Genomic DNA, 21,459 nt, shown 5'->3' on the forward strand with positions numbered 1-21,459 from the left:
CTGCTTACTGACCAGAAGCCTGGGCAAGTGGAAGAGGGGAGTCGTCGATCTGCACTTTCTCGCCGGGTTTGGCGTGTTGCAGGCCTTCGGTGACGATGCGGTCGCCCGGCTTCAGCCCGCCGGTGACGATCCAGCGATCGTTCTGCACGGCGCCCAGTTCCACGGGCTGCAGACCGACGCGTTGATCCGCATCGAGCAGCAACACCTGCGCAATGCCGGCACTGTCACGCTGGATGGCCCGTTGCGGCACGCTGAGCCCTTGCTGATCGACTGCCTGCTCCAGACGCACGCGCACAAAACTGCCCGGCAGCAGATCAAGATCCGGGTTGGGGAATTCGCTGCGCAGGATGATCTGGCCCGTGCCGGGGTCGACCGTAATGTCGGCAAACAGCAGCTTGCCCGGCAGCGGGTAGAGGCTGCCGTCATCCTGAATCAGCGTGGCCCTGGCCTCGCCACGACCGACTTCTTTCAACTGACCGGACCGGAACGCGCGACGCAGGTCGTTGAGTTCGCGGGTCGACTGGGTGAGGTCGGCATGGATCGGGTCGAGCTGCTGGATCAGCGCTAGCGGCGTGGTTTCGTTTTGCCCGACCAGCGCGCCCTCCGTGACCAGTGCACGACCAATGCGTCCGGCAATCGGCGCGGTGACCGTGGCATAGCCGAGGTTGAGTTTCGCCCGATCCACGGCGGCTTTGTTGGCGGCGACGTCGGCCGCGGTTTGCCGTACGGCGGCGCGGGCATTGTCATAGTCCTGACCGCTGATGGCGTTGCCTTCGACCAGTTGCGCGTAACGCTGCTCTTGCAGGCGCGCCTGAAACGCATTGGCCTGGGCTTTGCGCAAGTCCGCTTCGGCGGTGTCCAGGTCAGCCTTGAACGGCGCCGGGTCGATGCGAAACAACACGTCGCCTTTCTTGACGTCGGTGCCTTCACGAAAGACGCGCTCCAACACCACGCCCGCCACCCGCGCCCGGACCTCGGCCATGCGCGGCGCGGCAATCCGCCCGCTCAATTCACTGCTGATCGATAGCGGGCGAGCGGACAGGGTTTCGATGCGCACGGTGGCCAACGGCGCCGGTGTCTCGGCGGTCGTGGCCTGTTCACACGCGCCCAGCGTCAACGCCAATGCGATCAGGCCAAGCCTGGCGAGCAGATTCTTCGACATGGAATACCCCAGTAATGATCCCCGGCATCCTACGGGGAGGCGACGAGAGTAGCGGTGAAGTTTTGTAGTTGCTGTGTGAAATTGTGTAAGGGTTTTGCTCCGGTGTGCGTGAGGGCGTATATCCTTCACCGCTTGAAATCCATTGCGCCTTCCCGGACGCCTTCGCGGGCAAGCCTCGTTCCTGCAGTTGAAATGCGTACCCCTGTGGGGGCGAGCTTGCTCGCGATGGCGGCCTGGCGGGCGCCACCGCACCTTGTGGAAACACCCCATGCCCAACATCCTGCTGGTCGAAGACGACTCCGCGCTTTCCGAGCTGATTGCCAGCTATCTGGAGCGCAACGGCTATAACGTCAGCGTGATCAGCCGCGGCGATCAGGTGCGTGAGCGGGCGCGGACCAATCCCCCGGACCTGGTGATCCTCGACCTGATGCTGCCGGGACTGGACGGCCTGCAAGTCTGCCGCCTGCTGCGTGCCGATTCGGCGGCACTGCCGATCCTGATGCTGACCGCCCGTGATGACAGCCATGACCAGGTGCTGGGTCTGGAAATGGGGGCCGATGACTATGTCACCAAGCCTTGCGAACCACGGGTGTTGCTCGCGCGGGTGCGAACCTTGCTGCGTCGCAGCAGCCTGGGTGAGCCGCAGACCGCCAACGACCGGATTCTGATGGGCAACCTGTGCATTGACCTGTCAGAGCGCACCGTGACCTGGCGCCAGCAACCGGTCGAACTCTCCAGTGGCGAATACAACCTGCTGGTCGTGCTGGCCCGGCACGCCGGCGAAGTGCTCAGCCGCGACCAGATCCTGCAACGCCTGCGCGGGATTGAGTTCAATGGTACTGACCGTTCGGTGGACGTCGCGATTTCCAAGCTGCGACGCAAGTTCGACGACCACGCCGGCGAAGCGCGCAAGATCAAAACGGTGTGGGGCAAAGGTTATTTGTTCAGCCGCTCCGAATGGGAATGCTGAGCCGATGTTCAGACTGCTGTTTCGCCTGTACCTGGTGACGATCATTTCTTACAGCGCCGCGATTTACCTGGTGCCTGAAGGCGTGATCAAGCTCTTCCATGAGCGTTTCGTCACTTACAACCTTGATTACTCGCGAGGGCTGCAAACCCTCATCGTCAAACAGTTTCACGCGGTGCCGCAGGCGCAATGGCCGGCGTTGGCAGCCGAAATGGACGCCGATTTCCAGCCCTTGCACATCGTCCTGGCGAACACTGACGATGCGGAGTTCACCGCGACGGAACAGCAGCGTTTGCGCCGCGGTGAAAACGTGGTGCGTATTGGCGACTGGGGCTGGCGGACCCTGGCCGTCACACCCCTGAACGAGCAAACCGTGGTGCAAATGGTGGTTCCACCGGACCCGATGGACGTGAACCTGTTGTACTGGAGCATCAACGTGCTGATCGGCGCGACCATGCTCGCCTGTTTGTTGCTCTGGCTGCGTCCGCACTGGCGTGATCTGGAAAGGCTCAAAGGTACTGCGGAACGCTTCGGCAAGGGCCATTTGAGCGAGCGAACGCGGATATCTGCGCATTCCAACATTGGCAGTCTCGCGCATGTTTTCGACACCATGGCGGGCGATATCGAAAACCTGCTCAACCAGCAGCGCGACCTGCTCAATGCCGTTTCCCACGAGTTGCGCACACCGCTGACCCGCCTGGATTTTGGCCTGGCGCTGGCGTTGTCGGACGACTTGCCGGCGTCCAGCCGCGAACGCTTGCAAAGTCTGGTTGCGCACATCCGCGAGCTGGACGAACTGGTGCTCGAGTTGCTGTCGTACAGTCGTCTGCAAAACCCGGCGCGTGTACCTGAGCAGGTGGAAGTTTCGCTGGACGAATTCATCGACAGCATTCTCGGCAGCGTTGACGAAGAGCTGAGTTCGCCGGACATCGTGATCGATGTGCTGCTGCACGGTCAGCTCGAACGCTTCAGTCTCGATCCGCGCTTGACGGCGCGGGCCATTCAGAACCTGCTGCTCAACGCGATGCGGTATTGCGAAAAGCGTATCCAGGTCAGCGTGCAGGTGAGCGAGGAAGGCTGCGAGATTTGGGTGGACGACGACGGCATCGGCATCCCGGATGATGAGCGCGAGCGCATCTTCGAGCCGTTCTATCGCCTCGACCGCAGCCGCGACCGCGCGACCGGAGGTTTCGGCCTGGGTCTGGCCATCAGCCGTCGCGCCCTCGAAGCGCAGGTCGGAACCTTGACCGTCGAGCCTTCACCCCTGGGCGGCGCACGCTTCCGTCTCTGGCTGCCCACCCCCAGCTGACGAAAACCCCTGCAGCAGCTGCCGAGCACCGCGAGGCGGTGTTCAGTCGCGCTGCAGTTTCCAGATCGGTTTATAACCACGCAATCCCAGACGCAGCCTCGCGGTGCTCGGCAGCTGCTACGGGAGCGGTGGAGGTGGCGGATCCTATATCGTGCGATACAGGTCTGACACCAGGTTACTGTTCTGCATCAGGCAACGTTGCGATTTGCTGTCCCAGACCTGGCCTTTGGGGCAATTGGGTTTGGCCGGCTCATCTTTCTGCTTGTCGCCCGTGGCCAATGCAAGAGAACTTGAAAGTGCGACGGCCAGCAACAGTGGCGTGGCGAATACAGCGAATTGGATGTTCATGACGGATGCTCCACACGGTGATGCATTTCAGTCGAATCACGCCTCGAATGCTCTGACAGGCATAGCGGGTGATTACTGTTGCGACATCGCGAAGAGCAGGAAAGTCGAAAGGATATGTTTCGTCCCGTCGGAAATAAGTGACGGTGCTTCGCGTGCAGTTTCGCGAACGCCGTATCAGTTCAACAGCCGGACAGGCGCCCCGACCGCCCAGGCATCGATATCCTCGATCATCTGCGAATAGAACTGATAGTTCTGCTGGCTGACATAACCGACATGTGGCGTAGCGAGCACATTCTCCAGCGTTCTGAAGGGGTGTCGAGCCGGCAAGGGCTCCTGCTCGAACACGTCCAGTGCCGCCCCGGCCAGGCGTTTCTTCTGCAACGCCTTGATCAGCGCCGCCTCGTCGACAATCGGCCCGCGCGCTGTGTTGACCAGCATCACGCAGATGACTTCAAATTCGCGCAAACGCCCGGCCAGCGTTGCGTTGTCAGCCGGGTAATCGTGCAGGAAGTGCACCTCGCCGACATCGCTCAACGCCGACCAGTCCACCACGTCGCGCGCGACATTTTGCCAATCATCGATCACTGCAATCCGCACCGTCATTGGCCTGGCCTCGTCAACTCAATTTACCGGACTGGTCTTGTTCAGCCAGTCGAGCAGGGCGGCGTGGAATTTTGCCGGTTCTTCCATCTGCGGCGCGTGGCCCATGCCGGGGAATTCGACCAGGGTCGATTGCGGAATCAGTTTCGCCACTTGCTTGCCGAGCACCTCGTAGTGACCGATTTTTGCCTTCACTTCCGGCGGCGCTATGTCCTTGCCGATGGCAGTGGTGTCGGACGTACCGATCAGCAGCAGCGTCGGGACTTTCAGGTCCTTGAACTCGTAATACACCGGTTGAGTAAAAATCATGTCGTAGATCAGCGCCGAGTTCCAGGCGACCTGAGTCTTGCCGGGGCCTTTGCTCAGACCGGCGAGCATGTCCACCCAGCGATCGAATTCGGGTTTCCAGCGGCCGTCGTAATAGGTGTTGCGCTCGTACTCGCGAATGCCCTGGGCGGTGACTTTCAGCTCGCGTTCATACCATTGGTCCACGGTGCGATACGGTACGCCGAGGGCTTTCCAGTCTTCCAGGCCGATGGGATTGACCAGCGCCAGTTGTTCGACCTGATCGGGATACTGCAGCGCGTAGCGGGTGGCGAGCATGCCGCCGGTGGAATGCCCGAGCAAGCTGGCTTTCTGGATGCCCAGGGCCTTGAGCAGTTGCTGGGTGTTGGTCGCCAGTTGCTGGAAGCTGTACTGGTAATGGTCCGGTTTGCTCGAGGTGCAAAAACCGATCTGGTCTGGTGCGATAACCCGGTAACCGGCGTCGCTCAGGGCCTTGATCGAGGTATCCCAGGTCGCGCCGCAAAAATTCTTGCCGTGCATCAACACGATGCTGCGCCCATTGGCCTTGCCATTGGCGGCGACGTCCATGTAGCCCATCTGCACGGATTTGCCTTGGGACTCGAAGGCGAAATGCTTGACGGTGTAGGGATACTCGAAACCCTGAAGTTCCGGTCCATATTCCGGACCTTCAGCGGCCATGGCGGGCAGGGCGGCAGTCAACAGCAGACCGGGCAACCAACGGGAAAGGGTCAAGGGCATGAGAAAGCTCCGTAGGGAAATCTGCCGATCGTGGCTCGGCATCATTAGGGCGACATTAAACACAGGCAATCGAAAAGCAGGATCGTTCATCCCGTCCACCCCAGCGTGGCCAGCGCCAGCACGCCGTAGCGGGCGCCTTTGGCGAGGGTCACGATCAGCAGGAAGCGGCCAAGCGGCTCGCGCATGACGCCGGCGACCAGGGTCAGCGGATCGCCGATGACCGGCAGCCAGCTGAGCAGTAGCGACCAGTGACCGTAGCGCAGATAGTGGACGCGCGCCTTGTCAAGGTTGGCTGGACTGATGGGAAACCAGCGCCGCTCGCGAAAACGCTCGACGCGCCGCCCCAGCCACCAGTTGACCAGCGAGCCAAGAACATTCCCCAGTGTCGCAACCGTCAACAGCGCCCAGAGCCCATATTGCTCGCTGAGCACCAGCCCCACCAACAACGCTTCGGACTGCAGAGGCAATAATGTCGCCGCGCCGAATGCCGCAAAAAACAGGCCGATGTAAGCACCGAACATCAATGGGCAGGGTAGTCCGCCATCACCACATCAGTGCCGTCTTTTTTCAGGCCGATGACCTGGTAGGCGTCACTCATGCCATCCATTTCCATGCCCGGCGAGCCCATCGGCATGCCCGGCGCGGCGACGCCCAGCAGATCGTCGCGTTTGCCCAGCGCCAACACCTGCTCGGCCGGCACATGGCCTTCAACGAATTTGCCGTTGATCAAGCCTGTGTGGCAGGACCCCAGGCGGGGAGGCACGCCGTGCTGTTTCTTGAATTCGCTCATGTTGCTTTCGACATGATCGGCGACCTTGAAGCCATTGGCCTCCAGATGGCTGATCCATTTTTTGCAGCAGCCGCAATTGGCGTCGCGGTGGACGTCGATCGGGATAAGGTCGGCGGCCTGGGCGAGGGAGGATACAAACAGGGCGCTCAGGGCGGCCAGACGCAGGTGATTTCGCATGGGGAATCTCGTCTCGGAGTGCGGGCAAAAACGCATTCTGACCGTTTTAGCCAACCACGAGCCACGAGAGTGTTTCCAAGTGATGCAGATAATCGAGCGGCGATGAAGCGCCAATGAAGCCAAATCGCTTCATCGGCGCTAACATGAGCCCCGGTCCGCAGGCCCGTCTGTGAAATCTGACGGGGCCCGCCAGGCAACGGATTACACACCGCAAACCTCAGCTTCAGGAAATGGCAATGACCCAGTCGCAACGTTTGAAATACTCGATTCTGATCTCCCTCGTCGTGCTGGGAATCATGTTTGGCCTGTCGTATCTGCAGAATACCGGCGTCATCAGCGAAAAGCTGTTCCAGTACATCGCCATTGGCGTGGCGGTGATCGTGGTAGTGATCAATGGCGTGATGCGCCGCAAGGTCAAACCCTGAACCACGCCATAGCCGCCGTTATTCGCCGTGCAGAACAGCGGCAGCTTGCGGGTGCAGGCTGTAGCTTTTATCCGCGTTCAAGGTGATCACCCCTTCGCTGCACAAGCGCTTCAACACTTCGCGCACGCTGAGAAACGACAGCGGAATGTCGAGGTCCAGCAGATGACTGTGCACGCCACGCACGCCCAGACTGCGGTCGCCGTCGGCAGCGGTCAGCAGGGCGTCGATGACCTTGAGGCGGATCAGACTGGTGCGCAGGCCGAAGCTCTTGAGCAACACACGGATTCGCTCGTTGCCGCGACGTTCGTTGCGCTGACTGAACAGGCCTGAGCCCATGGATGTTCCCACTGGCGCCTTGCTACCGTCCGTTGGCAGTTGCGAGTTGTACATGCAAAAACTCCTTCTCAGAGCCTGAACCGGAAAATGTGATGAGTGCTCTTAAGCAATAAGACGTATGAGCACGCCAAATCATGAAGACCTGCGTGTAGAAATTTCGTCGCCAACCTGTGATCGGGCCGTCAAATGGCCGGGGCAGGGGGCTCAGGTCTCTAATTTTTTTTTCGTGACCTTCGTTCTGATAGATAGCACTGGTCCGTCGCATGGCACGTGGGCCAGGACCGTCGATGTCGATCAGGAGCGAGCGTGAATATTTCCAGGCAATTAACCCGGTTGAGCCTTGCAGGTGTGGTGCTGGGCTTGAGTCTTGCGGCAAACGCGCGCGAGGGAGCGGATCAGGTATCGGCTGACATCCGCCGGACCAGTTTCGGCGTGCCGCACATTCGTGCCGCCAACGAGCGCGGCCTTGGCTACGGGATTGGCTACGCCTACGCGCAGGACAATCTCTGCCTGCTGGCCAACGAGGTCACCACGGTCAACGGCGAACGTTCGCGGTATTTCGGACCCGACCAGCTGACAGTCGAAGAACGTCCAAACGCGGCCAGCGATGTGTTTTTCGCCTGGCTCAATTCACCACGGGCCGTCGATGCTTTCTGGCAAGCACAGACCCCGCAAGTCCGCGACCTGATTGAAGGTTATGTGACGGGTTACAACCGCGTCCGCAAAGACCGGCGCGACCAGGGTTTGCCGCAGCAATGCCAGGGCGATTGGGTTCGCGATATCACGGCGCTGGACATGGTCAAGCTGACCCGCCGTTTGCTGGTCGAAGGCGGAGCAGGGCAGTTTGCCGAGGCGCTCGCGGGTGCAACTCCGCCATCAGCGACTGCTGTGGTGCAGCCCGACGACGCGTCATTTCAGGTTGCCGGTTCGCGCCTGCAACGCTTTGCGCTGGACCGTGGCAGCAACGCCGTCGCGGTGGGCAGTGAACGTTCGTTCAACGGTCGCGGCATGTTGCTGGCGAACCCGCATTTTCCGTGGGTGGGCGGCATGCGTTTCTATCAGATGCACCTGACCATCCCGGGCAAACTCGATGTGATGGGCGCGGCGCTGCCGGGCTTGCCGATGATCAACATTGGCTTCAACCAACACCTGGCGTGGACCCATACGGTCGATTCGTCCAGACATTTCACCTTGTACCGCTTGCAGCTCGATCCAACAGATTCGACTCGCTACCTGCTTGATGGCAAATCACTGCCCATGCAGCAGCAGACGGTAACGATCAACGTCAAGCAACCGGACGGGCAGGTCAAAGCGGTGTCCCGCGTGATCTACAGCTCTCTGTTCGGTCCGGTCGTGCAATGGCCCGGGAAGCTCGATTGGGACACTCGGTTTGCCTATAGCCTGCGCGACGCCAATCTGGACAACGACCGTGTGCTGCAACAGTGGTACGCGATGAACCGCGCGAAGAGTCTGAAGGAGCTGCAAATTTCGGTTCACACGCTTCAGGGCATTCCGTGGGTCAACACGGTGGCGGCAGACGACCAGGGGCAGACGCTGTACATGAACCTGTCGGTGGTGCCCAACGTCAACGCCGCCAAACTTGCCCGATGCAGCGACCCGCGAGCAGGGTTGCAAATGATTGTTCTCGACGGTTCCAACAGTGCCTGCGCTTGGGACAACGACCCTGCCGCTGCGCAACCCGGCATATACGCGGCCGATAAATTGCCGCAAATCCGGCGCACGGACTTTGTCCAGCACTCCAACGATTCAGCGTGGATGGCCAACCCGGATCAGCCACTGACCGGTTTCTCGCCGTTGATCAGTCAGGACGGTCAGCCGTTGGGTCTGCGTTCGCGGTTTGCGCTTGATCGTCTGGCGACCCTGAATAACGCCGGCAAGGTAGCAGCGAAGGATCTGGTCAGCATGGTGATGGATGATCAGGTTTACCAGGCGACGCTGGTGATGCCGGATTTGCTGCAGTTCTGTGCGGGTCTCGGCACCGATGCGCCGACGTTGGAGCCGTTGTGCGCCAACCTGAAATCCTGGGACCGCAGCGCGAATCTGGACAGCGGTCTGGGCTTCATGCATTTTCAGAATGTCATGCTGGCATTAGAGGGAGTATCTGGTGTCTGGCAGGTCGCGTTTGATCCGCAAGACCCGCAGCACACCCCGCGTGGTCTGGCGATAGATCGCCCGGAAGTGGCAAAAGCCGTCCGCGAAGCCATGCTGGCCTCCGTCGATAGCGTCAACAAGAGCGGACTCACCAGCGCCAGCCGATGGGGCGACGTCCAGGTGGTCAGTGGCGCGAACCGGCAAACGCCGATACACGGCGGGCCTGGCTCGCTGGGGATTTACAACGCCATCCAGAGCGTGCCGGCAACCGATGGAAAACTGGAAGTTGTCAGCGGCACCAGCTATCTGCAAGTGGTGACCTTCGACGATAAAGGTCCGCAGGCGCAGGGGTTGCTGGCCATGTCGCTCTCCAGCGACCCGACCTCCAGGCATGCCAGTGACCAGACGCTGGCGTTTTCGAAAAAACAGCTGAGTGTGTTGCCGTTCACCGAACAGCAGATCACGTCGGATCCGCACTACCAGGTGGTGACCATAGGCGAGCAGGACGAAAAGGCCCGGAAGGTGGCCAGGCACTGAAAACGCTGGAGGCAAAAAAGAAGGCCGCACCCGCAAGGGGCGCGGCCTTCAGCTTTTGGGTGGTTGTCGGGGAATGGAATTAAGCACCGGGTTGCCGTGCTTGTTGCGCGTCACGTAAACCGGCAGGACCTTGGGCAGCGAGCCCACCAGGCTATTGAGTTCCTTGATGTTGTAAATGCCGCCAACGCGGATCGCGCCAGTGCTGGTGTCGGCCAGCATCACCGGTTTGCTCAGGTAACGGTTGATCAACGGCATGGCTTCGGACAACGGCAGGTTGTCGAGCACCAGTTTGCCATTGCGCCACGCCAGTGAACTGTCGTCGGCGTCGGTCTGGCTGATTCGTGGCGTGTAGTCGCCCTGTTTATACCGCGCCTGCATGGACGGGGCCAGGCGCACCCCGTCGCCCGGCAGATCATCGTTGCTGTTGACCAACACCGAACCTTCGATCAGGTTCACGCGCACCTGATCTTCGTACATCCAGACATTAAATCGGGTGCCGGTCACCCGAATGCTGCCATCCGCCGCCTTGACCACAAACGGGTGGGTGGCGTCATGGCTGACATTGAAAAACGCTTCGCCTTTCTGCAAGGTGAGCCGCCGCTCGTCCTTGTAATTGCTGAATGTCAATGTGGTGCCGAGGTTCAGCTCCACCTGCGTGCCATCGCTCAGAGTGACCTGACGAACCGCAGTGGTCGCCTCGAACCGCTGCCAGGAAGTGGGCAGCAACCCCAGACTCCATCCGCTATACGCCGCCAATGGCAGCGCTACCGCACAAACGGCAGCAGCGATGCCCATGGCGCGCCAGGGTGTTGGCGATTTCGTCTGTACCGCTGGCGCAACCTGCGCCAGCGCTGGCAAATTCCCCGCAACGTCCCAAATGTCCAGCATGGCTGCGTACTCGAGCGCATGAAGCGGATCGGCATTGAACCAGCGATCGAACGCCAGACGCTCCTGTGCGGTGCAATCGCTGGCGTGCAAGCGCATGCACCAGTGCGCGGCGGCGTCGGTGATGGCGTCAGTTTGGGCTTGCGATAGAGAATTGTCGGTCATTGACTGGTCCTGATTTCGCTCATTCTAACCCCGAGCAGAGCGCGTCGAGAACCACAGTCATGGCAATTGCCCATCAAACGCGCTGATTATTATTCCGCTTACGGGGTGTCGACGTGCAACTGGCGGCCCAATTGAGCAATCAGCGAGGCCACGCTGTCAGCATTGGCCAGTTGCACGGACAGTCGGACCAGTGGATCTCTCTTGAATTTTTGCCGGGCTCCGGCGAGGTTCTCCTCGCCCGTCAATTTCAGAATAATCGCTTTCGCCCGATCGGTTTCTTCCGGGAAGGTATCGCCGAGCTCCTTCCAGATGCCGGTATCAGGTTCCTCGTGCATGAATAATTGCGTATAGGGCGTCATGATGGACAACGTCTTCTCGCTGATATGGGCCAGCACGGTTCTGAGTTCTCTACCCTTGCCGGTGGTCTCGTCAATCAGATCGAAAAACGGCTTGGACGGGTCGAGATAACCGATATCTTCGGTTCCGCTGACCATGTGCGAGAGTTCATGAATCAGGGTCACGGCCCGGGCATGTCCACTGATCGGGAAGGCAGTGTCTGTGAGGTGTCGGCGGTAGTGGTCGTATTGGGGCCTGAAGAATTTTTCGGCCAGGTAAATTCGGTTTTTCTTATCAGTCGCCACGGTGAAGGCGAATGTATGCTCGACCGCGTGGAAAACGCTGCCGATCACGAAACGCTTCGATTTCGCCTTTCGCAGTGTGGGGTCCAGCAGGGCGGCAAATATCTCCAGGATGGTCTTCTCGATCTTGTCCACATAGGCGGGCTCAACGGCCGTAACGCCGATGAAATCCATGATCAGCTGATGCACTGCAGTGGTTTTACTGTCCGTGGCCTTCAGTAGTTGCAAGTTGCGAAAGGCATTCCAGGCGTACGTCGTGGCCAGGTCCAGAGCTTCATCGATCTGGCGCGCCTTGACCGGATACAGCAGCCGGATGGCTTCCATGCCACGGGCATCAACATACATGTCCGCAAAGACAGCAGCGGCGGTATCGAGGCGATTCAGAAGGCTGAAGCGGGGGGGCGTTGCTGACTTGCTGAACAACCATTCTTTTTTCAGGTTTTGTAGCACCTTGGGACCCCGGGCTTTCCCCCCGTCGATGCGCCACTGCTGATTGTATTTCTGCACGGGGAATACTTTGCCTGCGATCGGTGCAAAGTGCTTCTTCGTCGTGCCGTGGGTATACAGTCCCAGCGTCGTGTCGTGTGTCAACGCGCTCAGATCAACTTCAGTGCTCGCCAGTTTCTGCAGGCGCGTGCGGTCGGACGCGGTGATATCAGCGTCCTTCCACGCAAACGCGGTCGAGGCTGCCTCCGGCGTCGGCTCGCTGACCGGCGAAACGGTCGCCATCGGGTTGTCCATCGCCTGGCGCAACCTGGCCAATTGCGCGACGGCGCTGATGAATCCCTGGAATGCCGCGCGCCATTTGTGCGTCTGCAAGTCTTCAGCTGACTGTTGAAGATCACGGAAGCTTTGCCAGACCGTAAGCGGGTACGCGAGTTTGCCCATGACGAAAGAACTCGCGACGCCGAGATCTTCATCGAGCACGTGCCTGATCGCCGTCCATTCTTGCGCGGTATCGGTGTCCGCCTGGCAGCCCAGCAGGCGGCCGAGCAATGCGAGGTTGTCGTCGAACAACTGCCTGAACAGCCCGCCTTTGATCGGGTTGGACGCCAGGCTGACGGGCCGTGAAGTTATGCTTACGGATGACAAGCGCGCCTTGTACAGCGAGCGATCAGCGTCAGGCAAGCGGTTGAGCGTCCAGTCCTGCAATCGCCCTTTGCTGTTCAGCTCGGCCAACAGCAGGTCTTCATTTTCGTATTCTTTAATGCTGTGCGTCGGGCTAAGCGGCGCGATGAGAATCTGCCGTCCCGAGGCCGGCTGCCTGGGGCCGACCAGCCACATACCCGGCACCTTGATCGTGGAGCCGCTTTTGATACCGCCAAGCTCCAGCGGCCGGATGATCGCGTTCGTGCCTTCCACTGCCTCGCGCGCTATCGCGTCAGGCATGTCCATGATCTGACAGATGAGGCCAAAGCCTGCGGCACTCAGGCGCTCTTGGAGTTTTTCCGCGTGGGCATGCAGCATCAGTTGCCAGGGCAGTTGCGCGGCAAAGCGTTTCCTGCGGTCGACTGCATCCGTGGCCGTGCCGGCAAACGCTGCCTTGAGCGCTGTTTGCTGATGTTCACCCAGCTTCAGCTTGCGTATCAGGGCCTTGACGTAGCTTTGGTCCATTCCTTTCGGGACATCGCGGGCATCCAGTGATTTCACCGTGAAGCTTGCGTTATCCAGGTCCTGAAAGTGGCTCAACGCAAATTGCGTCAGGGTCTGTTCGTTGGCGGCAGACAACAAACGCGGGGTAATCTGTACCTTGTCGGGGTCAACATCAAAGGTGTCTGCTTTCAGCTGTTTCTGCAGTTCATGGTGCGCAGTGCGGGCCAGGGTACGAACGCCGCTAAGGAAATCCTGCTCCTCGGTGACATTGTTGACGTATTGCTGGGCCAGTTCTGCGTGCAATACCTGATCTTCGAAAGAGGCCGTGGCCAGCCATGCCGGCAGCTTTTCCGGGGTCGCCAGGTAGTCGGCAATGCTGGTCGCGCGATGCAATCCGGTTTGCGGTTGGCGCAGTGAGACAAGGTTCAGGAGGCTGGTTTTCTCCTTCGTCGGCAATGCTGTGGCCAAAGCGGCGGTGACACTTGCCCTGTCCAGCTGAACATTGGGTTTTTGCAGGGATTCAATAAAGTGGCTATCGATACGCTGCAATGGAGCCAGGGAGTATGTCTTTGCAGGTGATCGTTCGCTGCGTCCGAGGTTCTCCAGCAAAAGGGTTCGAAGGTTTTCGTCCTGGAGACGTCGATCAAGCTCAGCCCGTAAAAGGTTCACACCGGCAAAGGTTTCAAAACCCTGGGCCGGTGTCCACAGGACAGCACGACCCGAATGCGCGGGGTCCAGACCACCTCGTTCGGTGGCGACAAAGCAACTTGCCAGTTTCAGTATGTCGGCGGATTCAGCCGTTTTCAGCGCCAGTGCAAACACGTCGGGGAAAAATCCGTTCAGTGCAGCACGCTGAGGGCGTTGCGGACTATCAAGCAACGTTTTGATGAGCGCCTGTTCCGACGCGTCCAGTGTGCGGTCGAGTGCGCGCAAATCGAGTTCGCTGCGCAACGCGGCGGACATGATATGGGTGACGTCCGCCTGTAAGCCGGGCAACGAGGGATTGATGACGAGTTGGGCCTCGGCCACTGTCCCGGTCGTGGGCGCGATGGCGGTGCGGCCTTCGAGGCGTCGTTCGAGGGCTTGTTCCACTGTGGTCAGCAGGGTCAGTTGCGCCTTCGCCGATTCGGCACGCACGGTCGCCGGACGCGAACTCCAGCGCTGGTCGACGCGGGTGCTCCAGCGCCCGCCAGTGTCGGTGGTCAGCAGCCGAACATCGATCAAGCCGCGTACATCCAGCGCACTGTCGCACAAGGCGCCCGGGTCGAGGGTGCCCTCGCTTTCCCGATAACGATTCAACGCGTACGAGAAGTTTGCCAGTTGCTTGCCGAGAACGTCGGCCATCAGCTGTTCAAACACCGCGCCTTTGACAGGTACGCCTTTTATCTCGCGCTCTTGCGCAGGCAATGCGAGAAAGGTCCCGCGCTCCTCCAGCGACATGAAGTTGAGCAACGTGTCTTCATGACCTTCGCTCTTCAGCATATCCAGTACGATGGTTTTCACTGCAGCCAGATCGCCGGTCGTGTCAACGCCCCTGGACGGGGTGTAGAGAAAACCGGGCGTCTCCTGACTGCCGATCATCAAGGTTGAGGCCAGCTCTGCGTAATGTTTCAACGGGGCGGTCACCCGTACTTTTTCAACGTTGAGCAGGGCGTCCGTTACCGACGGCAGGCCAACAATCCTCAGGCGCACATATTCATCCGCCGTAAGAACACCCGACTGGTGCTGCAACAGGAGTTTCGCGTAATAAACGTCGCCCATCCCTTCGCAGAAGAAGTCCAGGCGTGCTGTGCCGTTGCTCATCGATGAGTTCCAGAACGTTTCGATCAGGCTTTGCAAGTGCGGTGTGAAACTCTGCGCGATTTCCTTGATGGCGGTTTCCCACGCCGGGTTATCGGCGACGGCGTTCACGATGTGTCGGGGGTGGGTGAATACCCTGGAATCGCCGGGAGGCCATTGGTTGGTGAGGTAGTAATGCATCAGCGCATCGCTCAGAGACAACGATGACTGCGCGTGCGGGTACTCACTGCCATCAACCGGAGAAATCGTCCTGGCATAGGTGGTTAACCGGGTCAGGCGCTGGTCGAGTTGCGGAAACGGTTTGAACAGTGCATTTTTCAGTGTCTCGTCCAGCATCGCTTGCAGAGTCGGCGTCTTCAACAGCTCGTCGGTCATCCGTTGCAAGTTCTGTTGCTGATTGAGTTCCAGCACGCCCTCCTGGTCCTCGAAGACCGCGCCATCAATCTCCACTGCGGAAATATCCGCGGCAGCGCCGTCCGACAGGGCGCCACGCTGCTCGATAGAGAGAAAGCGCAATAACTCGCGCTTGCCGTCGTCCAGTGCCAGCCATTCTCTCAGCTTGCTTTTAAGCCCATCCATGTCTGCAAATTTGATCAAGCCTTTCCACGGCGTATAAAGCGTGACTTCTCTGCCGTTGGGCCGACTCAGCGCAAAAGCGCCTGCCAGTGGCGTGTCTGCGAGGCCGGTTTGGGTCACCAGCAACCGGTGTGCAAGCATGGGCTCATTGTGGTTTTTGCGAGCTGTCTGGGTGGCCAGATACACATTTTGCAGCCACTTGAGATCGCCGAGGCTCAAGTTCAGGGCCTTTTCACGAGTGCCAGGTTGTTTGGCTCTGGATGCGATTTCTGCTTCGTCAAAAAAATACGGCAGGGGGGATGTCGTCATGGCTGTTTCCTCCAAGGGTTAAATCGAGGAAGCAGGTTAGAACCGGGCCAGTGGCCGGGTGCGGTACATATTGCTTGGCGCAACGGTGGTGCCAGGACTTGACAGCGCGCCGGTGCAACAGCGCTTAATCGGTACTGTTCCGGGATGCCACGCTTCCTTCGCCTGACCCTGTCGCCCGTCCTCAATAATAAAACTGGAGCCTCAGATGACCGCAACGCCCGAAGTAGCCGTCAAAGCGCCCATGCAATCGCTTGAATTCAATGCGCTGGTTGAATTGCTTGAACAGATTTTTTTGCGGCACGGCACTTCCCCCGACGTAGCCCGCACTCTGGCTCTCAACTGCGCCGGCGCCGAAAGGGATGGCGCTCACAGTCACGGCGTTTTTCGCATTCCCGGTTATGTTTCGACCCTGCAGAGCGGCTGGGTCGATGGTCAGGCCGTGCCAGTGGTCGAAGAGGTGGCGTCGGGATTTGTGCGGGTCGATGCCGGTAACGGTTTCGCCCAGCCGGCCCTGGCGGCGGCCCGCTCGTTGCTGGTCGAGAAAGCGCGCAGGGCCGGGATCGCGGTGCTGGCGATTCGAAATTCTCATCACTTCGCAGCGCTGTGGCCAGACGTCGAACCGTTTGCCTATGAAGGGCTGGTGGCCTTGAGCGTGGTTAACAGCATGACCTGCGTGGTGCCCCATGGCGCAGACCGACCGTTGTTCGGCACCAACCCGATTGCCTTCGCCGCGCCGCGTGCCGATGGCGATCCGATTGTGTTCGATCTGGCCACCAGCGCCATTGCCCATGGCGATGTGCAGATCGCTGCGCGCAAGGGTGAACGTTTGCCCGAAGGCATGGGCGTCGACAGTCTGGGACAACCGACTCAAGACCCGAAGGCGATTCTTGAGGGCGGTGCACTGTTGCCGTTCGGCGGGCACAAGGGGTCGGCGCTTTCAATGATGGTGGAACTGTTGGCTGCGGCGCTGACGGGAGGCAATTTCTCGTTCGAGTTTGACTGGTCGAATCATCCGGGGGCCAGAACACCGTGGACCGGTCAACTATTGATCGTGATCGACCCGAGCAAGGCAGCGGGGCAGGGCTTCGCAGAGCGCAGTCAGGAGCTGGTGCGGCAGATGCATGGCGTAGGGCTCAAGCGTTTGCCGGGTGACCGGCGTCATTCACAGCGGGCGAAATCCGCAGAGCAGGGCATCGAGCTGGACAGCGAAACGCTGGAGAATTTGCGGGTTCTGGCGGGGCTTTGAGCGCGGGATTCAGGTGGTGAACCGGCGGGAGTTTGCTCCCGCCAGGCGTTAACAGGTCATGCGATTAACGGCGACCCAGCAACAAACCGACAACCAGACCGAAACCTGCGGAGATCGCCACGGTTTGCCAAGGATGGCCACCGATGTAGGTTTCTGTCGCCTGAACCGCCGGCATCGTACGGTCACGCACATTACCGACCGAGTCCCGTGCCTGCTGGAGCTTCTGCGCAATCTGGCCGCGCAGGGTTTCCGCTTCTTCGCCTACCAGCGAAGCACTGCTTTTGAGCAGCTTTTCCGATTCCTCGATCAAAGCCTGAAGCTCGCTGAAAGCCTGATCCTTGATCTGTTCTTCGGCGGTTTGTCCGGCAGTTTTCCGAGCCATTGAGTTACTCCTTGCAGTTAATGGGCAGTGAACAATGGAGTCGCTTGTCGGGTAAAAAGTTGCACGGGTTGAATGCATCCGGCTGACCCCGGAAAAATCCAGCGCAGGAGATTTCACCCCAAGGTGTAAGATGTCGCCAATTTACGCAGCAGGAAAATCCCATGAGCTTCAATCTGGCCGACAAACCCCATGCCGAGCGCGCGGCGCTCGAAGATGAAAAGTCCCGCCTGTTCGATTTGTGGCAAAGCAACCTTGGCAAAGCCAAGGGCGAGGCTGCACGGTTGTTTGGCGAACGCGCCAAGCGCAAAGGCAAATGGGCCGAGTGGGTCCGTTCGGAGCTCGATAGCCTGTCGCCTCCAGAGTTCGCCAACATGGTGCGCAGTGAAGTCAATCGGCTGATGGCGGCAAAGTAGTTCTGGTGGTGTGCCATTTGGCAAACGCGAGCAGACTTCATCCCAGGTAGCGTGCGACGACCGCGCGGTAGTTACCGTCCAGTGAATAACCGCCGACGACAATATTGCCGTCGTCCTGCACCGCCACCGATGTGGCGGTGTCCAGGCTGCGGCCCAGACGCGTGCGAACCCAGCCTGCGCCGTTGCCAAAGCGTTCATCCAGCTGACCATCGGGCCGATACCGGGCCAGGATAAAGTCGGCTTCGACACCGCCAATCGTTGCGCCAACGCTCACCACACCGCCATCCGCCAGCTTCTGCGCCGCCGTCCACTGGCAACCGTTCTGGCCGATTTCCAGCAACTGCGCCTGGCCGCCGTTGCAATGCACATCCGGGCGACCATTGCTGTGGATTTTCAACGCCATGCACTGCATCGGATCGCTACTGCTGCCGAAACACTGCACATCTGCGTCGCTCAACTGAACAATCTGTCTGACCTGAGCGCTGCGTCTTTTGGCGGTGAAACTCATGAAGCCGTCGACCGCGAAGCACTCATCCAGCCGACCATCCGGCAGGTAGCGCGCAAGCAGGCCTTCCTCGGGAAAATTGATCGAACCGCCGACCATAATCCGGCCATCATCCTGAATCAACAGGCTGCCAAGCCAGGTGTTCATCAGCAACTGCCTGACCACGACAAAGCCGCGACCATTGAAGGAACTGTCGAGCGACCCATCGTCGTTGAGCCGGATCAGCATCGCGGCGTGATCCGCCAGTTGAAAATGATGATTGGCCACCAGCACGATACGGCCGTCGGCCTGCACCCCCATGGCGCACACTTCAGCACCGGGTATGCCGGGTGGCAACCACGCGTCGCGGATGCCCTGGGAAAAGTTGCCCGGCAGGCGCACAACACAGTGTCCGTTGTCGCCGAATCCTGGAACCGGTTTGCCATGTTGATCAAAAAGCGCGAGCGCGGGAAGCGTGAGATGGGCGTTTTCGTAATGCAGGCCGGCCACGAGGATATGGCCATTGGACAGGACGCGAACGTGCCCGGCCATGGCCTCAAAACCATGCTGGAACTGGCCGATCACGCTGCCCTGATGAGCGAACGTCAGATCCGCCGAGCCGTCCGGGAGCAACCGCGCCAAACCAAAACGGCTACCACCCGCAGTGCCGACCTTCGCCGCCACCAACAATCGGCCACTGTCATCAATGGCGACGCCATTGGCCATGCTTGAAACGCTACCAGGGAAATACACGTGGGTTTTGCCAGCGGCGGCGAAAGTCTTGTCGAGTGTTCCAGCGTCATGAAGCGCTGGTGCCAGCGCGGTAACGTTCTGGACTGACATGAACGCGTCTCCTTGCGAATCGTCCTCATCCAGGGATTGGAAGGCGACTTATATAGGAGAGGTATTCAACCGCTGAACACGCCCGTGCACAACTGACAGGAATAACGGATGGAGGGGCGTTGTGTGCCAGAACAATGGCTTTTCGAACCACTTCAAAGCCTGACAACTAAATGCAGTTCCAACCCGTGCATCTGAAAACCTGCGCCAGGCAAAACTGCGCTACAAGAAAAGAGGAAAGCGCGGATTACTTCGCAGTAATCCGCAGCGACTTCAATGTGGCATCGACCACGATTGCAGCGCATAGCCTTCACGGCTCAGTTCTTCACGTGCCTGCTCCAGCACATGTTCAAGTTGCACCGGGTCAGTGTAAGCACTGCTGGGGATCTGTCTGCGACCAATGCGCGTGTTAGTGCGATCGATGACGGTCAGGCTCAGTTCGCCGTTACCGTCCTGTGGGGCCCAGGCCACGCATTGAAACGGTTGGAATGCGCGGTCGGCAATCAAAAGAGCTTCGTTGATACGGAGCGGGGCGGTCATGGGATGTTCTCTCTTTATGCCCAATCAAGTGATGTGCCGTCGGTTGGGCTTACCGTGCGGCTGGTTACTTGTACTGATGTCCGAACGCTGGGTCCGGGTCACACATGAGCAAAAGAAATTTCACACTTTCTTTCATTTAACCGTTGAATGGTCCGCCGATGAAAGACCGGTGAAAGTTAAGACTTGATCAGGTCGCTAACGGTGCCCCCCCCCCCGCTTATAACTACTTTCTGGGTTTGTTATAGTCAAACGGTACAAGTCCATGTCAAATTATTGCTAATGTTACAGCCAGACCCGCCAATCGACTGTTTTTACTAATATTTCTCATTTTTGGCGCCAAGGAACAGTCATGATCGAAGCGGTTGCTTTACGACGATTATTGGTAGTGGATCCCTGTGACGATTGTTATCGCCTGCTTCCGGGCTTGCGTTCAATCGGTTGGGACGTTGACAGCTGCACCCTCGAAGACGCTGCCCAGCGGACCTGCGACGTCGGGTTGCTACGCTTGCAACCCTCTCATCTGGAACGCCCGGATGCGGTCAAGGAGCTGATCAGTCGCAGCGGGACAGAGTGGATCGCGGTGCTCAATCAGGAAGTGCTGCGTCTGCAGAACGTCGGCGACTTTGTCTGTGAATGGTTTTTCGATTTCCATACATTGCCGTTCGACGTCTCGCGGGTGCAGGTGACCCTGGGCCGCGCATTCGGCATGGCACGGCTGCGCGGGCAGGGCACGGTTCACATCAATCAACCCGAGCACGAGCTGATGGGCGACAGCAAGCCGATTCGCGAACTGCGCAAATTGCTCGGTAAACTCGCTCCAACCGAGTCGCCGGTATTGATCCGTGGCGAAAGCGGCACCGGCAAGGAGCTGGTCGCGCGCACGCTGCACCGGCAATCCCAACGGCACAGCAAACCCTTTGTCGCGATCAATTGCGGCGCCATCCCCGAACACTTGATCCAGTCCGAATTGTTTGGACATGAGAAAGGCGCGTTCACCGGCGCGCATCAGCGCAAGGTCGGACGCATCGAGGCGGCCCATGGCGGCACGTTGTTTCTCGATGAAATCGGCGATCTGCCCCTCGAACTGCAAGCGAATCTGCTGCGTTTTTTGCAGGAAAAACACATTGAGCGTGTAGGTGGCCATCAGCCGATTCCGGTGGATGTGCGGGTTCTGGCGGCGACACACGTCGACCTCGAAGCGGCCATCGAGAAAAAGCGCTTCCGCGAAGATTTGTACTACCGCCTCAACGTTCTGCAGGTCGTTACCGCACCGTTGCGTGAGCGGCATGGCGATTTGTCGATGCTGGCCAACCACTTTTCACATTTCTACAGCCATGAAACCGGGCGCCGGCCGCGCAGTTTCAGCGAAGACGCGCTGATCGCCATGGGCAAGCATGACTGGCCAGGCAATGTTCGCGAACTGGCCAACCGGGTCCGTCGTGGTCTGGTTCTGGCCGAAGGGCGGCAGATCGAAGCACGCGACCTGGGGTTGATCAGCCAGCACGCAATTGCCGCGCCGATGGGCACTCTGGAAGATTACAAGACCCGCGCAGAACGCCAGGCACTGTGCGATGTATTAAATCGGCACAGCGACAACCTCAGCGTCGCCGCCCGCGTGCTGGGCGTGTCGCGGCCGACCTTTTACCGCTTGCTGCACAAACACCAGATCCGCTAGGGCGGGGTGAAACGAAAAGGCCCGCTGCGATGAGGATCGCAGCGGGCCTTTTCCATGGCGGTCAAAAGCAGTACGCAAATTTCAGGCTGAAGGAGGGGCTTTCATT

Annotated in this window: 18 protein-coding genes and 1 pseudogene; 7 read left to right on the forward strand and 12 right to left on the reverse strand. The window is 59.5% G+C overall.

Annotation, left to right across the window (positions count from 1 at the left end):
- Window positions 1–4: 4 nt before the first annotated feature.
- Entirely contained in the window at window positions 5–1,162 is a 1,158-nt protein-coding gene (locus ACYZT1_RS12270) for an efflux RND transporter periplasmic adaptor subunit (protein ID WP_462019155.1), read from the reverse strand.
- Between the two features lie 268 nt (window positions 1,163–1,430).
- On the opposite strand from ACYZT1_RS12270, the gene ACYZT1_RS12275 reads away from it, so the two are divergent.
- Both ACYZT1_RS12275 and ACYZT1_RS12280 read left to right on the forward strand, forming a co-directional pair.
- A complete protein-coding gene (locus ACYZT1_RS12275) occupies window positions 1,431–2,132 on the forward strand; it encodes a response regulator (protein WP_462019156.1) in 702 nt (233 codons plus the stop codon).
- Window positions 2,133–2,136: 4 nt separating this feature from the next.
- Complete coding sequence (locus ACYZT1_RS12280; RefSeq protein WP_462019157.1) at window positions 2,137–3,438, forward strand: ATP-binding protein; 1,302 nt, start codon at window positions 2,137–2,139, stop codon at window positions 3,436–3,438.
- A 150-nt stretch (window positions 3,439–3,588) separates the two neighbouring features.
- On the opposite strand, the pseudogene ACYZT1_RS12285 reads toward ACYZT1_RS12280, so the two are convergent.
- The 5 genes and pseudogenes from ACYZT1_RS12285 to ACYZT1_RS12305 form a co-directional block, all read right to left on the reverse strand.
- Window positions 3,589–3,786, reverse strand: a pseudogene (locus ACYZT1_RS12285) (tetratricopeptide repeat protein); the annotation flags it as partial.
- Between the two features lie 174 nt (window positions 3,787–3,960).
- Window positions 3,961–4,389, reverse strand: a complete 429-nt coding sequence (locus tag ACYZT1_RS12290; protein ID WP_462019158.1) for an NAD(P)-dependent oxidoreductase — start codon at window positions 4,387–4,389, stop codon at window positions 3,961–3,963.
- Window positions 4,390–4,407: 18 nt separating this feature from the next.
- The gene (locus tag ACYZT1_RS12295) at window positions 4,408–5,430 is read right to left on the reverse strand and encodes an alpha/beta fold hydrolase (RefSeq protein ID WP_462019159.1); all 1,023 of its coding nucleotides are present in this window, start codon (window positions 5,428–5,430) and stop codon (window positions 4,408–4,410) included.
- Between the two features lie 86 nt (window positions 5,431–5,516).
- The gene (locus ACYZT1_RS12300; RefSeq protein ID WP_462019160.1) at window positions 5,517–5,951 is read right to left on the reverse strand and encodes a YqaA family protein; all 435 of its coding nucleotides are present in this window, start codon (window positions 5,949–5,951) and stop codon (window positions 5,517–5,519) included.
- Window positions 5,951–6,397: a DUF411 domain-containing protein gene (locus tag ACYZT1_RS12305; RefSeq protein WP_462019161.1), complete on the reverse strand. Its 447-nt coding sequence runs from the start codon at window positions 6,395–6,397 to the stop codon at window positions 5,951–5,953. Before ACYZT1_RS12305 ends, ACYZT1_RS12300 begins: the two co-directional genes overlap by 1 nt.
- Before the next feature lie 236 nt (window positions 6,398–6,633).
- On the opposite strand from ACYZT1_RS12305, the gene ACYZT1_RS12310 reads away from it, so the two are divergent.
- Window positions 6,634–6,822 (forward strand): hypothetical protein, encoded by a 189-nt coding sequence (locus ACYZT1_RS12310; protein ID WP_028620074.1) that lies wholly within the window; start codon window positions 6,634–6,636, stop codon window positions 6,820–6,822.
- 18 nt (window positions 6,823–6,840) lie between these two features.
- Here the strand turns inward: ACYZT1_RS12310 and ACYZT1_RS12315 are convergent, their stop codons facing one another.
- Entirely contained in the window at window positions 6,841–7,212 is a 372-nt protein-coding gene (locus ACYZT1_RS12315) for a fe2+ zn2+ uptake regulation protein (RefSeq protein WP_462019162.1), read from the reverse strand.
- A 252-nt stretch (window positions 7,213–7,464) separates the two neighbouring features.
- On the opposite strand from ACYZT1_RS12315, the gene pvdQ reads away from it, so the two are divergent.
- On the forward strand, window positions 7,465–9,807 hold the full coding sequence (pvdQ, locus tag ACYZT1_RS12320) for a bifunctional acylase PvdQ (protein WP_462019163.1): 2,343 nt from the start codon (window positions 7,465–7,467) through the stop codon (window positions 9,805–9,807).
- Between the two features lie 48 nt (window positions 9,808–9,855).
- Here the strand turns inward: pvdQ and ACYZT1_RS12325 are convergent, their stop codons facing one another.
- Both ACYZT1_RS12325 and ACYZT1_RS12330 read right to left on the reverse strand, forming a co-directional pair.
- Entirely contained in the window at window positions 9,856–10,857 is a 1,002-nt protein-coding gene (locus ACYZT1_RS12325; RefSeq protein ID WP_462019164.1) for a FecR family protein, read from the reverse strand.
- A gap of 98 nt (window positions 10,858–10,955) precedes the next feature.
- Window positions 10,956–15,773, reverse strand: coding sequence for a dermonecrotic toxin domain-containing protein (locus tag ACYZT1_RS12330; protein ID WP_462019165.1), 4,818 nt, complete (start codon window positions 15,771–15,773; stop codon window positions 10,956–10,958).
- Window positions 15,774–15,978: 205 nt separating this feature from the next.
- On the opposite strand from ACYZT1_RS12330, the gene ACYZT1_RS12335 reads away from it, so the two are divergent.
- Window positions 15,979–17,019, forward strand: a complete 1,041-nt coding sequence (locus ACYZT1_RS12335) for an Ldh family oxidoreductase (protein ID WP_462019167.1) — start codon at window positions 15,979–15,981, stop codon at window positions 17,017–17,019.
- A 64-nt stretch (window positions 17,020–17,083) separates the two neighbouring features.
- Here the strand turns inward: ACYZT1_RS12335 and ACYZT1_RS12340 are convergent, their stop codons facing one another.
- Window positions 17,084–17,401, reverse strand: coding sequence for an ElaB/YgaM/YqjD family protein (locus ACYZT1_RS12340; RefSeq protein ID WP_462015011.1), 318 nt, complete (start codon window positions 17,399–17,401; stop codon window positions 17,084–17,086).
- A gap of 161 nt (window positions 17,402–17,562) precedes the next feature.
- Here ACYZT1_RS12340 and ACYZT1_RS12345 point away from each other — a divergent pair, with 161 nt between their 5' ends.
- Entirely contained in the window at window positions 17,563–17,814 is a 252-nt protein-coding gene (locus ACYZT1_RS12345; RefSeq protein ID WP_462015012.1) for a hypothetical protein, read from the forward strand.
- Between the two features lie 37 nt (window positions 17,815–17,851).
- Here ACYZT1_RS12345 and ACYZT1_RS12350 read toward each other — a convergent pair whose 3' ends face one another.
- Window positions 17,852–19,141, reverse strand: a complete 1,290-nt coding sequence (locus ACYZT1_RS12350) for a hypothetical protein (RefSeq protein ID WP_462015013.1) — start codon at window positions 19,139–19,141, stop codon at window positions 17,852–17,854.
- Between the two features lie 270 nt (window positions 19,142–19,411).
- Window positions 19,412–19,678, reverse strand: coding sequence for a hypothetical protein (locus tag ACYZT1_RS12355; protein WP_462015014.1), 267 nt, complete (start codon window positions 19,676–19,678; stop codon window positions 19,412–19,414).
- Between the two features lie 349 nt (window positions 19,679–20,027).
- Here ACYZT1_RS12355 and ACYZT1_RS12360 point away from each other — a divergent pair, with 349 nt between their 5' ends.
- The gene (locus tag ACYZT1_RS12360) at window positions 20,028–21,353 is read left to right on the forward strand and encodes a sigma-54 dependent transcriptional regulator (RefSeq protein ID WP_462015015.1); all 1,326 of its coding nucleotides are present in this window, start codon (window positions 20,028–20,030) and stop codon (window positions 21,351–21,353) included.
- The last annotated feature ends 106 nt before the right edge of the window (window positions 21,354–21,459 follow it).

The sequence above is a fragment of the Pseudomonas sp. PB3P13 genome (assembly GCF_054897735.1).

Excerpts from the sequence above, each read along its gene's own strand:
- ACYZT1_RS12270 (WP_462019155.1), bottom strand. The coding sequence starts at position 1,162 with ATGTCGAAGAATCTGCTCGCCAGGCTTGGCCTGATCGCATTGGCGTTG.
- ACYZT1_RS12275 (WP_462019156.1), top strand. The coding sequence starts at position 1,431 with ATGCCCAACATCCTGCTGGTCGAAGACGACTCCGCGCTTTCCGAGCTG.
- ACYZT1_RS12280 (WP_462019157.1), top strand. The coding sequence starts at position 2,137 with ATGTTCAGACTGCTGTTTCGCCTGTACCTGGTGACGATCATTTCTTAC.
- ACYZT1_RS12290 (WP_462019158.1), bottom strand. The coding sequence starts at position 4,389 with ATGACGGTGCGGATTGCAGTGATCGATGATTGGCAAAATGTCGCGCGC.
- ACYZT1_RS12295 (WP_462019159.1), bottom strand. The coding sequence starts at position 5,430 with ATGCCCTTGACCCTTTCCCGTTGGTTGCCCGGTCTGCTGTTGACTGCC.
- ACYZT1_RS12300 (WP_462019160.1), bottom strand. The coding sequence starts at position 5,951 with ATGTTCGGTGCTTACATCGGCCTGTTTTTTGCGGCATTCGGCGCGGCG.
- ACYZT1_RS12305 (WP_462019161.1), bottom strand. The coding sequence starts at position 6,397 with ATGCGAAATCACCTGCGTCTGGCCGCCCTGAGCGCCCTGTTTGTATCC.
- ACYZT1_RS12310 (WP_028620074.1), top strand. The coding sequence starts at position 6,634 with ATGACCCAGTCGCAACGTTTGAAATACTCGATTCTGATCTCCCTCGTC.
- ACYZT1_RS12315 (WP_462019162.1), bottom strand. The coding sequence starts at position 7,212 with ATGTACAACTCGCAACTGCCAACGGACGGTAGCAAGGCGCCAGTGGGA.
- ACYZT1_RS12325 (WP_462019164.1), bottom strand. The coding sequence starts at position 10,857 with ATGACCGACAATTCTCTATCGCAAGCCCAAACTGACGCCATCACCGAC.
- ACYZT1_RS12330 (WP_462019165.1), bottom strand. The coding sequence starts at position 15,773 with ATGACGACATCCCCCCTGCCGTATTTTTTTGACGAAGCAGAAATCGCA.
- ACYZT1_RS12335 (WP_462019167.1), top strand. The coding sequence starts at position 15,979 with ATGACCGCAACGCCCGAAGTAGCCGTCAAAGCGCCCATGCAATCGCTT.
- ACYZT1_RS12340 (WP_462015011.1), bottom strand. The coding sequence starts at position 17,401 with ATGGCTCGGAAAACTGCCGGACAAACCGCCGAAGAACAGATCAAGGAT.
- ACYZT1_RS12345 (WP_462015012.1), top strand. The coding sequence starts at position 17,563 with ATGAGCTTCAATCTGGCCGACAAACCCCATGCCGAGCGCGCGGCGCTC.
- ACYZT1_RS12350 (WP_462015013.1), bottom strand. The coding sequence starts at position 19,141 with ATGTCAGTCCAGAACGTTACCGCGCTGGCACCAGCGCTTCATGACGCT.
- ACYZT1_RS12355 (WP_462015014.1), bottom strand. The coding sequence starts at position 19,678 with ATGACCGCCCCGCTCCGTATCAACGAAGCTCTTTTGATTGCCGACCGC.
- ACYZT1_RS12360 (WP_462015015.1), top strand. The coding sequence starts at position 20,028 with ATGATCGAAGCGGTTGCTTTACGACGATTATTGGTAGTGGATCCCTGT.